Origin of the sequence: Streptomyces sp. ID05-26A (assembly GCF_033794685.1) — a bacterium.
Classification (GTDB): Bacteria; Actinomycetota; Actinomycetes; order Mycobacteriales; family Pseudonocardiaceae; genus Lentzea.
In genome coordinates, this window is sequence record NZ_JARAYZ010000002.1 from 1,453,372 (window position 1) to 1,467,709 (window position 14,338).

Here is a 14,338-nt window from a genome sequence, read left to right on the forward strand (position 1 = left end):
TCGCTCCCACCGACCGAACGAGGCATCACCAGTGCGATCAGCCGGTGGTGTGGAGCGTGGCCGCGCGTTGGTCGAGCCTGCGCAACGCCATGTCGCCCCACTGGAGATTGTCCCGTTCGAACGACATCCCGCGCAGCAGGGTGAGGTACGGACCGATGCGCTCGGCCTCGGCGAAGTACGCCTCCTCCGAAGACCCGCCGAGGAGGTGCCGCCGGAGCTTTTCGTAGTGGACGAGCTTGGCCGTGGCCCACGCCATGCGCTCGGCGATGGCCGTCCGAACTGCGGCGATGTCGCCGGAATCCAGGCACTGCACCTTGACCAGCAACTCGTCGCGGATGACCGCCGGCTTGCCCGGAGGCTCGGCGGTGTACGCGTGAACGGCCTCTCGCCCGGCCTCCGTCAAGGAGAACAGGCGCTTGTTGGGCCGGCGCTCCTGCTCGACGACGCGGGCCATGACCAGCCCTTCGGCCTCCATGCGCTCGAGCTCGCGGTAGAGCTGCTGGGGCGTCGTCATCCAGAAGTTGGCGACCGACGCGTCGAACCCCTTGGCGAGGTCGTAACCGGACGCCTCGCCCTCCAGCAGCACGGCCATCACCGCGTTCCGCAAAGCCATGCGGGCACGCTAGCAGGCATAGTGATTAGTCGCATAGTTGACTATCACGCGAGCTGGCCAATAGGACGCGGTCCACTTCTCGTGGCAGATCGGCCCCGCGGACGCCGCCCGGCGGTGGCCGGCCTCGCCGCCGCGTGGCTCGAGGCCGGCCGGATCCGCCGGTCGTACGGCTTCTTCTACGGTCTCTGATCGGTCAGCCGCGGATCCAACGCTGGTTGGCCGCGCCGTGGCACGTCCACACGATCGCCGGGGTGCCGTTCGCCGTGCCGTTGCCGTCCACGTCCAGGCACAGCCCGGTCTGCACGTTGCCGATCGTGCCGTTGCCGTTCAGGTTCCACTGCTGGTTCGCGCCGCCGTTGCAGTACCAGCGCCGCACCTTCGCACCGGCCGTGGTGCCGGACGGAGTCTCCAGGCACATGCCGAGCAGTTGCAACGCGTTGCCGTTGCGGGTGATCAGCTGTTGAGCCCCGCCGTTGCACTCCCAGATCGCCTGCTGGGTGCCGTTGGCCGCCGCGCCCTTCGGGGAATCCAGGCAGCGGCCCGCCGACTCGCTGCGCAGAGAGAAGGGAACCGGCGCCGGCGCCAAGCCCCCGCCACTGACCCGGAAGACCGCCGTGCCGTGCGCGGGCACGCTGGCGGAGATGGTGCCGCTGGTGGTGGAAGCCGCGCCAGTCCAGAGATCACGCAGCCCGAACGAGGCGCCGGTCTTGCCGATCGCGTTCGCCGTGGTCGAGATCGTCGCCGTGCTGGAGCCCTGGTTGAGCAGCGCGACCGCGACGTCGCCGTTGGCGAGACGCTTGGCGATCACGCGCCGGGTTCCGTCGTTCGACACCTGGGCGGCCTGCAGGCCGAGAGCGTCCTGGTTGACCGCGATCAGGCCGGCGTTGCGCAGGATGGTGAGCGTGGCGGCCGACGCGCTGCGAACGTCGTTCCCCGCGATCAGCGGCGCCGCCATCATCGCCCACATGGCGAAATGGCTGCGCTGCTCGGTTTCCGTCATGCCACCGTTGCCGACTTCCAGCATGTCGGGGTCGTTGAACCCGCCGGGGCCGGCGTACGGAGCCAGCGGCACGTTGACGTTGATGATGTTCTGCACGCCCATGAACGAGCTGCCGTCACTGCCGGTGTCCCACCGGTTCGTGATGTCCTCAGTGGTCCGCCACATGTGCGCGACGTCGCTCCAGTCGCGCAGAGGCCCGGTCTTGTCGTGAATGCTGTTCGAGTTGATGCTGTAGACGATGGGCCGGCCGGTGGCCGCCAGTGCGTCGCGCATCTTCGCGAACGCCGCCACCTGTTCGTCCATCGTGCCCGTCGGCGAACACCAGTCGTACTTGAGGTAGTCGACTCCCCATGCGGCGAACTGCCGGGCGTCCTGCACCTCGTGGCCCCTGCTACCGGTGGCGCCGGGGAACGCGTTGAAGTACTGCGCACACGTCTTGTCCACCGGCACCTGGTAGATGCCGAACTTCAGGCCCTTGCTGTGGATGTAGTCGCCGAGCGCCTTCATCCCACTCGGGAACCGGGTCGGATGCGCCTGGAGATCGCCCTGGGCATCACGGCTGGGATTGAACCAGCAGTCGTCCACCACGACGTACTTGTATCCCAGCGCACCCATCCCGTTGCCCGCCAGCGCGTCGACGGTCTGCCGGATCAGCGTCTCGGAGATGTCGCAGCCGAACGTGTTCCAGGTGTTCCACCCCATCGGCGGCGTGCGAGCCACCCCGTCCTCCAGCGCCTGCGCCGGCCGCGGCCCGATCACCGCGGTCAATCCCGCCAGGAGCAGGCAGGCGACCGCCAGCACACCCGTGATTCGGACACGCAAGATCGACGGCCGTATGTTAGCGTTAACAACTGGGTGCGGAAGATGACCGGACACAGAGTTCCCTTCGCGTCATTGCGACACCAGGCAGCAGCCTGGACACCGTCCCGGCCTGTTCACCGTGAGCACCGCTCACCTCGGCCGCAGAAATCGTTGCAGATCATGGCTCCCCCGCCGGACACGCGTCAAGGGATTGCCGGCTCGGAGAAATGAGCGACCTTCGGGCTCAGGTCAGTGCGGCGGTGAGAACCGGGACGTAGAAGCCGATTCCGGCGAGGTTCGGATGTGTGCCGGTGCCGCCGGTTCCCGGGTAGCCGTTGACCAGGCCGTTGAAGGTGTACGCCACCCGATGACCGACGTCGCGGGTGTCCAAAGTGGAGTTACCGAAGACGTCTGCGACCGCGACGCCCCACTTGGCGCAGATCCGCAGCGTCACCGAACGAATCGCGAGCTGCGTGTTCCAGTCGCGGGAGCCGAGCTTGTGGACCGCGACGTGGACGATCCGCGCGGCCGGCCATTTGGTCCGCATGGTGTGGACGGTGGTCTCGAGCGAGCCCGCGTAGGTGGACCTGTCGAAGGTCGCGGGGTCGAAGCCGGGTGCCATCGTGCCGACCCCGTACCGGTTGTCGTAGATGAGTTCGGCGTCGTTGGTGCCTCCGTTGAACACCACGTAGTCGGGCGGCCGCGAGGCGGCGTTGCGCACCTGCGTGACGATCTGCCTGCTGCCAGGGCCGATCGCCGCGCCGTTCACGGCGTACTTGGTCAGGTTCATGAGCTCGCGTTCGGCCGCGAGGTTCACGAAACCGCGCGAGTAGGAGTGGCCGGCGACGATGCTGTCGCCGAACGCGTACATCGTCCTTCCCCTCAGCAGTCCGTTCACGGCGTTCGCCGGTACGGCGAGACGGAAGTTGTCGATGGACTGCACACCGGTGCCGTAGTAGTTGCAGGCGACCAGCTTCGCGAGGTTCTTCCCGGTCATGCTCGTCGTACCGGAGGCCATGACAGTCGCGGCGGTCTCCTTGGTGGCGATCAGGTACTGCACTCGCTGCAGCGTGAAGTCGAGGTGCAGGTTCACCGTGTACCACTTGGCGCGGTCGTAGGCGATCCTGGTCCACGCCGGGTTGAGCGAGTCCGGCGCGGACGTCGAATCGGACACGGGACCGGTCAGGCCGTACCGGAGTTCGGTGGCGGTGCCCGCGAGCGCGAACACCAGATTGCCCTGGCTGTCACGCAGCTCGATGCCGGCCTTCTGGCCATTGCCTGCGACAGCTGTCTTCCAGTCGAACGTCAGGTCGAGGGTTCGTTCCGCCACGATGGCCGCACCGAACGCCTTGACCGAGGTGGTGTAGTCGCCCATTCCCTTGGTGACGTTCAGGACCCCGTCAGCCACGGCGGCTCCGGCGGGAAACCCGAAGTTGGCCGGGGTCGTCTGGGTGGTGAACGTTTCGTCGATGAGAACGCCGGCCGAGGCCTCCGCCGTGGGGGCAGCGACCGCCACCGCCACAACGGCGGCGACAGCCGCGAGGCGAAAGAATCGGTGGGTTCGCCTTTGCCCGGTGTGCATGTGGTTCCCTTCGAGCACATACGCGAGATAGCTGGTTCAGCGCAGGAAACCGGCGAGCGGCAGGTTCAGCTCCCGAACGCCCTGTGCGACGAGGTTCGCCATCTCCGCCCCACCCTGCGCGGAGAAGTGGGTGTTGTCGCCCGCTTCCCTGGTGAGAAACAGTGCTTGGGACGCTGACGGACCCATCGACTCGACTAGTGTCCTGCTCTTGGCGGTCAGGTCGATCACCGGCACGTTCGCGCTCCGGCCGAGCGCCCGGATCACCGCGGGCAGGTCCACTCCCCTGCCGTTGACGTGCAACGCGGTCCCGGTGAGCCGGCTGCCGTTGAACAGCCGCCGCACCGGTGGCGTCATCAGCACCGGCACGCCGCCACGCTCCCGGACGCCGTTGACCAACCGGGTGAGGTTGTCGTGGAACGCCGTCGCCGTGGTCTGCTTGTCGTTGTGCCCGAACTGGATGAACACCAGGTCCTTGCTCTTGATCAGGGGCCTCATCCGGGGGAAGAGAGCACTGTTGGACAGGAAGCTGCCCGAGCTTTCACCGGAGTCGCCGTAGTTCGCGACCACCGCGCCGTCGCGCAGGCGCGTCGGCAGGTACTGGCCCCAGCCGGTGTAGGGCGCGGTCGCCTGGTCGCACACGGTGGAGTCGCCTGCGAGGTAGGCCACCAGCGGCGCGCCCGCCGGTGTGACGGTGAGCGCGCCGATCGCGGGTGCGCTGCCGCTGAAGGTGATCTGCAGACCGGGTGTGCCGGTGCCGCCGGTGGGCTGGCCTTCGGGGCTGCGGACGTTGACCGTGGCCGTGGTGCGGACGACTTGGCCCGCGGTGGTGGACACCGGGTTGAGGATCTGCCTGCGGGCTTCCACGGACATCGAGGTGTTGGCGACCTTGGTGGTGCTGCCGAGTTCCACCATGACGTCGTAGTTGCCCGGTGCGACTGGGAAACTGCATCTGATCGGCGCAGTGCCCGAGCACTGCGGCGGCAACGCTGTTGTCGCCGCCGCAGCGGGCAGGGGGACCAGCACGGCCATGTTCACAGCGGCCGTGAGGAGTGCGAGACGCTTGAAGGACACGGATTCTCCTGTCACACGTTGTAGCCGACGAACCGCACGTAGCCTGCGGACTTTGGCCGGAGGCCACGCGCGGGTGTTCACGACGACCGACGAGTTGTCTGCGGTGCCAAGGTTTCCGGTCAGGCGTTCGCCGTCGTGAAGACGTAGCGTCCGCTTGGCACCGAGTAGAGCCGGTAGTTGCCTTCCGACCCCGCCGGGACGGCTCCAGGCGGCGCGATCACCCGCTGGCCACCCGTGACGGGCACGTGGATCATGCCTGTCCGGTTGACCGGCACCTCCACGGTGAGCGTGAGCCGGCCGTTCTCGAGCTTCCAGCCCGATGAGGCGGTGCCGCCGTTGGTCTGCAACGAGGTGGCGGCGCGTTGGAGATTCGCTGGTATGTGCGGCTTCACGACAACCTTGGTTGAAGCGCTTCCGGTCTGGGCGAGTCCGGCGATGTCGGCGAGCATCCAGTCCTCGGCTGTGCCGAGGAAGGGATGTCCCTTCGATCGTGTGGTCGTCCATTCCTCCCACAGGGTGTTGGCACCGGCGGCCATCCATGCGCCGTAGCCGGGAGCGGTCCGTTGCGTTGCGGTTTTGTAGGCGGTCTCGAGGTGTCCGTACTGGGTGAGCACGCGGAACAGCCACTTGGTGCCCAGCACGCCGGTTCCGAGGTGGTCGCCGCGGGCCGCGACGTCGGCGGCCACGGCGTTGACCACGGCCTGGCGGTTCACCTCTGGCGTGATCCCGAACGCGACCGGGAGCACGTTGTTGGTCTGCAGGAACCTGGCCCCGCTCGCCGTCCGGTAGGTGCCTGACCTGAAGTAGTCGGTGTTGAACGCTGTCCGTGCGGTGGCGGCGCGACGTGCGAACGTCGCGGCGTCGTCGGTATGGCCGAGCTGCTGGGCAACGCCGGCGGACTGGTCGAGTGTTCGGATCACGTAGGCGCGCGCGACCAGCCTCTTGTCCGCTGAGGTGTTGCACACACCGTCTCCGTCGGGGCACACCCAGTCGCCCCAGAGTTCGGTGGGGTTGGTGGTCTGGCCCGACACGAAGTCGGCGTATGTCTTGAGTTGCCCGTAGCGGGCGTTGACGGCCTGCTTGGCGTCGTGGTCGCGCAGAAGAAGTGTCGCCAGTTCGGAGAAGGCGTTGCCCCATGCGGCGCTGGACAGATCGGCCCCCGTGGTCGGGACCGGGGCCTCGGCGGGCAGGTCGCCGTTGCTGCGCACGCTGTCGGCGATGTCGTTGTACCACTTGATGTAGAGGTTCTCGGCGTCGAAGTTGCGCATCGCCGCCTCGGCCATGAGTGCGCCGTCACCAAGCCACGGCAACTTCTCGAGGTAGGACCCATCGGTGGGTGCCGCGAGCACGAAGTTGTTCAGGACGGTCTCCCGGCCGGCTTTGTGGACGAAGTTCAGCACGTCGTCGGACGACTCGAAGGTCCCCGCGCTCTGGATGTCGTTGTGGATGCGCAAAGCCGTGACCCCGGGTGCGGGGGCACCGCTGGGCAGGCCGCTGACTTCGATGTACTGGAAACCCTTGTAGGTGAACGACGGGGTCCAGGTCGCCGGCCCCGAGCCCTTGCTGATGAAGGTGTCGTCTTGCGGGCGGTTACCCACGGCCACTGCTCGTCCGTTGCTGAGCGACTCCGCGTACCGAATTCTGACCGAGGTGCCGGCCGGCACGTCGAGCGTGACGCGCGCGTTGCCGGAGATGTTCTGGCGGACGTTGTAGACGAACACCCCCGCGGCCGGCGTGGCAGGGCTCCCGGGACTGATCTCGCCGACGACACGTGAGGGCTCCATCGGGCTTGCCTGCAGGCGAGCCGTGCCGTTGCCGGCGGTGACGGCCGGCGCCCATCGGCCGGCGTCGAAGGAAGAAGTGTTCCAGCCGGGCTGCTCCTTCCGGGCGTCGTAGCCCTCCCTTTCCGGAAGTCTGGTGGCGCTGGTGGGAAAGGGCAGGGACGGTCCCTGGACGGCGGTCCAACTGGTGCTGGTGGGGACGGACTGCGTTGTGCCGTCTGCGTAGCTCACCTGGAGCAGCGCCTTCGTCCGGATGATGCCGTCCCAGGCGCCGCGGGCCTCGGGCCTGGCCCAGGTGTGCAGGCCGTTGAGCGTTCCCTGGCCCAGCGCGATGCCGACGGCGTTCTGGCCTGCCTGCACCGCGGAGGTGACGTCGATGCCGTCGTAGAAGGCGACCTTGTCGTACTTGCTCATTCCGGAGCCGATCACGATGGTGCCGGCCGGTTTGCCATTGACAGACGCCGCATATGCGCCGATACCCGAGACGTAGAGGGTTGCGTTGGCGATCGGCTTGGTGACGGAGAAGTTCGTGCGTAGAAGAGGAAGACCGGCAGTGGGTTCTCCTCCACCCGCCACCCAGGCCCTTTCAGAGATCCACGCCGCCCCGTTCCAGTCCTGGTCGCGCAGCATCCCGGTACCGAATCGGAAGTCCGTGCTCCAGCTGCTCCACTCACCGGCGGTGTCCCTCGCCCGCACGCGCCAGGTGTAACGGTGCTTCGCGGCCAGCGGCGGCCCGCCATAGGTCACGGCGGCGACACCACTGGTCTCGGCGCGGTGGGTCCAGATCGGCTCGGCGGTGGTTTCCGCGTCACGCACCTCGACCTCGGCCGCCGTGACGGCGGCGCCCGGTCGGCCGGACGTCACGCTCCACGCGAACTCAGGCTTGGGGTTGTCGACCGCGAGCGGGGCGTTCAGCCCCTGGGTGGTGCCCCGGGCGATGATCAAGCCGTCCCCGCCACCGCCTGGTGTGATCGCCTCGAGGAAGTCGATGTTGGCCAGCCCGCCGGAGGTGGTGGCGGCGAGCCGCACTGTGCTGACGCCCGCCGCCAGCTGGACCGTGACCGTCTTGGTCGCCCAGGTCGTCCACGCGCCGGTGGCCTCGAAGAGGAAACCGGACTGCACGATCGTCCCGTTGACGGCGATGTCCGCCGGCCGGCTGTCGGAGCCGCCGTTGGCGTACCGGATGCTCACCGTCGCAGTGCCGGACGCCGCGGAGTTGATCGTGAACTGCGCAGCGGAACCAACGGCGTTGGTCGTGTCGCAGAAACCGCTACCGGAGTATCCGGAGTGGTTCGAGGCCACGAGGCCATCGCACGCGGCAGGTGCGGACTCCGCCTCGTACCGCGTCGTAGCCGCAGGCGCCTCCGTTGCGAGCGACGATCTGTGGCCGGGCGGAGAAGCCGCCCCCGACGGCATCGCCGTCATCGTGACCAGGGCGACGAGTAGTGCGGTTGCTGCGGACGTGCTCGTGCGACGTGGAGATCTCACTGGCCCCATTCCAATCGTTGAATCGTCTCGATGCCTCCGAGCAGAGATCTTTGAGCAACTGACGGTGGTTCAGGCGGAACGGCGTGCTTCGCGCTGTCGTGGGTCGTGTGCGCGGCGGGAGCCAGACCGGCGGCGGGCGCGGGACTTACCCGCGCGCCGGCACCAATCCGGTCATGGCAACCCCTTCCGCTGCTGCGCTACTTCATGATCGCTTGGTCCAGGTCTGGCCGGAGCCGCCGTTGCAGGTGTTCACGACGACCGGCGCGTTGTCCGCGGTGCCACCGGCTTCGAGGCACCGCCCGGATGCCGTGTTCGTGACCGTGCCGCTGGCATTGACCGTCCACTTCTGACTGGCGCCACCGTTGCACGAGTTGATCGTCACCCGCGCGCCCTGCCCGGAAGCGTTGGCGTCCATGCACTTCGCGTTGTCGTAGACGCGCAACTCACCTGAGGCCGTCTGGGTCCACCGCTGGTTGGCCGTGCCGTAGCAGGTCCAGAGGATCAGCCCGGTGCCGTCGGTCTGGGACGCACCCGACACGTCCACGCACTTGCCGGAGGCCGAGCCCGCCAGGCTGTAGGTGCCGGTGGGAGGAGTCGGGTCACCGGGCATGAGCGGACAGCTGCTGCGGTACGAGTTGATGCCGGTGTTGTCCATCAACGGGCACAGGAACTGGTGGTAGCGCGTGTCGTTGTCGAGGAAGATCTTCATCCACGGGATCCACTTGCGCGTCGCCACCGAGTTGTTCGACGTCGGGAAGGCATGCCCGGCGCCGGTGAGCTCCAAGTACATCTTCTCGGTCGTGGCAGGAATCTGGTTGTAGTAGCCCGTGACCAGCGACGGGGTGACCGTCCCGTCGTACTGTCCGGCCAGTAGCGCGGTGGGGACCCGCATGTTGCTCAGGTTCTGCGACGGGCTGTACGGCGCGTTCCCGATGGCGGCCTTCAACGTCGGCCGGCGCAGGGCGGCCGAGATGGCGCCGCCGCCACCCATCGAGTGGCCCATCACGGCCAGGCGGTTCGGGTCGACCCGGTCACGCACGGAGCTGCGCTGGGTCAGGTAGTCGAGCGCGGCCAGCAGCTGCGTGCCGCGTGCTGTGTCGAAGTCGTTGCGGCTGAGGGTGTCGATGCCGATCACGACGAACCCGAACGAGGCCAGCCAGTGCCCCATCCACGCGCCTTCGGCCGCCCAGGTCGCGGTGTAACCGGGCACGACCGCGATCGCACCGAACTTGCCCTGGCTCGTGTCCGTCGGGTGATAGATCTTCGCGCCACCGAAGCCGTTGCCGCCGCCCACACTCGTCTCCGTGGCGGCGAACGTGCCTCGGTTGGCGGCCACACTCTCGCGCGTTGGATTCGGACCGCGCTGGTAGGGATTGTCTGCGGCGGACACCGATCCCAGGGCCACTGTGGACGCGAGGATACCGAGGGCAGCCGTGAACGCGACAGCCACTCTTCGCGCCATGCGAGATTTACCGGTGGCTGGCCGGACGGGCGCATTCGCTTGGTATGCCTGGATTTGGTTCATGAAGCACTACCTCTTCCTGGACAACGTTGACAAAGAGAGGTCAGGTGGAAGGCGCTTTCGGCCAGGATGACCGGCTTGCAGTGCACAGCCCCGGCACGGCACCAGCCATTGTGGACGTTCTGCCGCGCCTGTAGCAGGCAGGCATCCCTCCCCGCGAGGTGGGGAGGGATGCCTACGCGGTCACTCGATCTCCATTGATCGAGCGGAGAAGTGCACGAACGACGACAGAAACGTGAACGTGCATAAGGCTCCTGGACACACGCGACCCGAACACACAGGCCATGCGCTTAGAGCTGTGCCTCCCACGTGGTGGTGCTGGAGGAGGCGTCCCTGGGGAGGCGGTCACGTGCGGCGGTGTCGGCGTACAGGCCCCAACGCATCCAGTCCACGAAGGTGTTGCGGGCGCGGGAGTCGCCCCAGTAGTTGCTGTGATCCCCACCGCGGAAGGTGAGGAACGCCTTGGGCCGCTGGAGTTCCTGGAATGCCTGGCGAGCGGAGGAGTAGGGACAGAGGGGGTCCCGGTCTCCGTGGATGAACAGGACCTTGGCCCTCACCGAGGGGGCCGGGTTGCCCATGTCCACACAGGCCATGGCAACCGCGGCGGTGATCCGCGGGTCAGGTGCGACGGTGAGCAGGCTGTGCGTGGTCATGCCGCCCATCGAGTATCCGTACACGCCCACACCTGCCGTGGTGTTGATGTGGCCCCTCAACGGGTCGTTGGCGGTGTTCAGCGCGAGAGTGCGCGTGATGACCTCGGAGACATCCCTGCCCAGGTTGCCGTTGTAGGTGTCGCCGACGTTGCTGCCGAAGTGCGGTCCCGGCACGATGAAGCCCGCCGCCGCCATCGGCCGGATGTGCGACAGGGAACCCTGCGGGCTGCTGCCACTGCCGTGGGTGTACTCGCAGACGGGGAACACGCCGTCGGCCACCGGCGCGTTGGTGACAGGCCCGCTACCAGGAGTGCCCTTGGCCGGGTAGTAGACGGAGGTGGTGATCCGGCGGTTGCCGCGCATCCAGTTGTACTGGCGCACGCCCACGGCGAATGGTGTGGTCGGCGCGCCCAACGGGGTGACAGTGGCCAGTGCCTGGCCCGCGCCGAGCAGACCAAGACCGAGACCCGCCGCTCCGGCCGTGCCGACACGCAGGAAAGTACGTCGTTGCATGGTCATGGAAGACTCCGTGTGTGCAGGGATACCTTGAGATGCCTGAGATCGCGTCTGATGACGATCACGGGTTGAGGAAACTCGCGTGGGGCGGCTGGTTGTAGGCGGTGTTCTGCCAGGCCACCGCCACGCGGTACTGGCGGTCCTGCATCAGGGACGCACGCCGGATGTTCGTCGGATCGGTGGTCGAGTAGATCCGCAGCGCCCTGTTGTCGGTGGTCCGCCAGATGACCTCCTCACGCCAGTCGCCGAGAATGTCCGCCTGGAGCACAGGCGTCGACTTCGTGCCGTTGTTGGACGCCACACCGGAGCCGGTGAGCAGGCGGGTGTCACCGCCCGTGCCGTACTTGTCGATGCGGGTGCCGTCCAGCAGTTCGCGCTGGGCGTCGCCGTCCCACCAGATCACGAAGTTCGTCGAGCTGGGCTTGCGGCCCGCGACCTGGTCGCCGTTGGCGGCGCTGCGCAACCCTCCGACAGCGGAGGACCAGATCTCCGCGCCGGGGTTGCCCGCCCACACGTCTGCTGCGACCCCGCGGCCGTTGTCGCAGCCGCACGACGGCGCCCGGTAGAGGAACTGCCCGGTGCGGGCGTCGTGCACGTCCATCGGGACGCTGCCCGACTCGTGCACCGTGAACACCTCCAAGCCGGGCCTGCTCGGTGCCAGGTCACTGACGTGCAGCGCGTCGCCGTGACCCAGGCTGGTGCTATACATCAGAGTGCCGTCATCGTTGATCGTCGCCGAGCCGTAGATGATCTCGTCACGGCCATCGGCGTCGACGTCGGCGATGGACAGGTTGTGGTTGCCCTGCCCGTACGCGCCGCCGCGGCCGGAGTCGTAGGTCCAGCGCCGGGTCAGCTGACCGCCGCGGAAGTCCCAGGCGGCGATCACCGCACGCGTGTAGTAGCCGCGGGCCATGACGATGCTTGGCCGCGCACCGTCCAAATATGCTGTGCCGGCCAGGAACCGGTCCGAGCGGTTGCCGTAGTTGTCACCCCAGTCGGAAACGTTGCCGCGCGGCGGCACGTAGTTCTCGGTGTCCAGGATCGCGCCGTCGGTGCCGCGGAACACAGTGAGGAACTCCGGGCCGGACAACACGTAACCGCTGGAGTTGCGGAAGTCGGCATTGGCGTTCCCGATTACCTGACCGGTTCCTGAACGCGTGCCGTCAGCGGTCTTCATCACCACCTCGGCACGCCCGTCGCCGTCGTAGTCGAACACCTGGAACTGCGTGTAATGCGCGCCCGAGCGGATGTTGCGGCCGAGGTCGATTCGCCACAGCCGCCTGCCGTCCAGTTTGTACGCGTCGATGATCGTGTTGCCGGTGTGGCCGGCGTGTGCGTTGTCCTTGGCGTTGGTGGGATTCCACTTCAGCACGATTTCGTACTGACCGTCGCCGTCCAGGTCTCCAGCACTGGCGTCGTTCGCCTCGTAGCTGTAGCTGCCCGAAGGCGTCGACCCACCCGGCGGGATCTGGAGCGGCACGTCTCTCGTGCTCGCGGTGACACCGAGCTCGCCATCGGTCTGGGCGGACATCGGCAGCGAACGGTCCGCCGACGCGGTGCTCGGCTGCTCGACCCCGTTCACCACCTGTCGAACGATGTAGCCGGCGTTCGCAGGCGCACCGCGGTCCAGGAAGTTCGTGAGGGAGACGGGTTTCGCGGTCACCTTCACGCCGTCTCGGTAGACGTTGAAGGCGATGTCCGGCGCGTCATCGACCAACAGCCTCCAGTTGAGGAAGTTGCCTTGTCCTGTGTGGACGCTGAGCAGCCCGCGGTCCAGCCTGTCGACTTGAGGGACGCGAGGCGCGTCAGCTGTCGACGGGGACGCGGTGGCCCCCACGATCAGGGCCGCCGAGGTCGCGACGACCATCAGTGCACGCATCGCCTTTGATTTGTGCATCACCAATTCCGTTCATCAGGGGTCGATCTCCAAGGCGGCGGAACCGGCACACCGGACGACGGGAGTTCGCGTCGTCCGGCCTGTGGCCGGTGAATGCCCTGGTCGCCACGCCGAACGTGGCGACGGTGTGGCCGAGCGCGTCGGTGATCGTGTCAAGCCGCGGGGGTAGCCCGATCCAAGGGAACGGCGAGTGCCGGAAGTACCGCGGGAATCAGGATCCGTTGTGACGGACAGGTCTGTGTCGCGCGCTCACGAGGATCTCCGTCCGTCTGACAGGGAGTCTGGAGGAGGAAAGCTTGCGGGCCATCAGGTTCGTGACCGATGGGGAGACAACGTCGCTGACGTATAACACAAGTGTTCCGGTCGGACTTAAATATGTCAACGAATGAGGAGCTCTCGTCCGACATTGGGCATTCTGTGGTCGAACGGCTTGTCGAACGTCGTCAGCTGTGGTTGATACCGGAGCTCATCGCCGCGATCGTGTGCGCGAGGATGTCGGGCCGCGACTCTTCGTCGTACTGGGCCACCACGGCGCGTACGTGTTCCTGCCCCGGCTGGGCCAGCCCGTCGTAGACCGCCACGCACACTTCCCTGGCACGTGCCCGCGGCCACCCGGACGGCAACAGGTCGATGGGCAGCAACGGGTCCAGCACGGGGAAACGGCGGTAGGAGTTCATCACCTCGGCGCGGGCCCGCACCGCCGCGGCGCCGGTCACCCCGCCCGCCGCTATGCGAGGAATCAAACCCCTCCACCGCCGGATGAAAGCCTGGTACTGGCCGGTGATGCCGCGAACGTCCCACGCCTGCACCGGGTTGCGGCCCGCCGAGCCCTCCACCTCCAGGTGCTGGGCGCGGAAGACGCTGATCTTTCCGTGAGCCAGGGCGGCCAGCTCGGCATGTCCTTTCGGCGGCAGCGGATGCGGCGACACCCACACCGCGTCGTACAGCGGCGCATATCCCCGCCACCGCAGCGCGGTGCGCAACGCGCGTCGTCGCGTGCTGTGTTCTTCCGGGACGGAGAAGGTGATGAGCGTCCAGTACCCGTCCCACGAGTCGGAGTGTGTGGTGAACGCGGCGATCGAACCGCCGCCGTTCCACAGGTCGGTGGCAGTCTCTTCCGTGAGCCGGTACGAGCTGTGCCGTCCTTGCCGGCGACCCTCGAGCGCTCCGCGTCGTGCCAGCCTGCTGATGGTCGTACGGGCCGCGCCCTCTGCCACGCCGAACTCGCCCAGCAGCGTCACGATCGCGGCCGACGGCAGCCAGACCCTGGCGGGGAACGTGTAGTCGGCCATCAGGATCGCCGTCAGCTCCTGGGGAGCGTTGCCGGACTGCTTTCGCGGCAACCTGCCAGAGCCCACGCCGTCTCCGGGGAACATCTCCTCGATGTCGAAGAGGTTCACCAAGGTCGGCTCCG

At 67.4% G+C, this 14,338-nt stretch carries 9 protein-coding genes; all 9 read right to left on the reverse strand.

Going from position 1 to position 14,338, the window contains the following annotated elements; genetic code table 11:
- Positions 1-37: 37 nt before the first annotated feature.
- The 9 genes from PV646_RS22335 to PV646_RS22375 all read right to left on the reverse strand — a co-directional run bounded on the left by PV646_RS22335 (position 38) and on the right by PV646_RS22375 (position 14,324).
- A complete protein-coding gene (locus PV646_RS22335; protein ID WP_500344108.1) occupies positions 38-613 on the reverse strand; it encodes a PadR family transcriptional regulator in 576 nt (191 codons plus the stop codon).
- A gap of 193 nt (positions 614-806) precedes the next feature.
- Entirely contained in the window at positions 807-2,435 is a 1,629-nt protein-coding gene (locus PV646_RS22340; protein WP_500344109.1) for a glycoside hydrolase family 27 protein, read from the reverse strand.
- Between the two features lie 223 nt (positions 2,436-2,658).
- Positions 2,659-3,930: an SGNH/GDSL hydrolase family protein gene (locus PV646_RS22345; protein WP_500344110.1), complete on the reverse strand. Its 1,272-nt coding sequence runs from the start codon at positions 3,928-3,930 to the stop codon at positions 2,659-2,661.
- A 102-nt stretch (positions 3,931-4,032) separates the two neighbouring features.
- Positions 4,033-5,067 carry a rhamnogalacturonan acetylesterase gene (locus tag PV646_RS22350; RefSeq protein WP_500344111.1) on the reverse strand — a complete coding sequence of 345 codons (1,035 nt, stop codon included), beginning with the start codon at positions 5,065-5,067 and terminating at the stop codon, positions 4,033-4,035.
- A gap of 119 nt (positions 5,068-5,186) precedes the next feature.
- On the reverse strand, positions 5,187-8,150 hold the full coding sequence (locus tag PV646_RS22355) for a family 78 glycoside hydrolase catalytic domain (protein ID WP_500344112.1): 2,964 nt from the start codon (positions 8,148-8,150) through the stop codon (positions 5,187-5,189).
- Positions 8,151-8,538: 388 nt separating this feature from the next.
- Positions 8,539-9,861 carry a poly(ethylene terephthalate) hydrolase family protein gene (locus PV646_RS22360; RefSeq protein WP_500344113.1) on the reverse strand — a complete coding sequence of 441 codons (1,323 nt, stop codon included), beginning with the start codon at positions 9,859-9,861 and terminating at the stop codon, positions 8,539-8,541.
- A gap of 287 nt (positions 9,862-10,148) precedes the next feature.
- Positions 10,149-11,030 carry an alpha/beta hydrolase family protein gene (locus PV646_RS22365; protein ID WP_500344114.1) on the reverse strand — a complete coding sequence of 294 codons (882 nt, stop codon included), beginning with the start codon at positions 11,028-11,030 and terminating at the stop codon, positions 10,149-10,151.
- A gap of 58 nt (positions 11,031-11,088) precedes the next feature.
- Complete coding sequence (locus PV646_RS22370; protein WP_500344115.1) at positions 11,089-12,906, reverse strand: rhamnogalacturonan lyase; 1,818 nt, start codon at positions 12,904-12,906, stop codon at positions 11,089-11,091.
- Between the two features lie 461 nt (positions 12,907-13,367).
- The gene (locus tag PV646_RS22375) at positions 13,368-14,324 is read right to left on the reverse strand and encodes a PaaX family transcriptional regulator C-terminal domain-containing protein (protein ID WP_500344116.1); all 957 of its coding nucleotides are present in this window, start codon (positions 14,322-14,324) and stop codon (positions 13,368-13,370) included.
- Positions 14,325-14,338 lie beyond the last annotated feature (14 nt).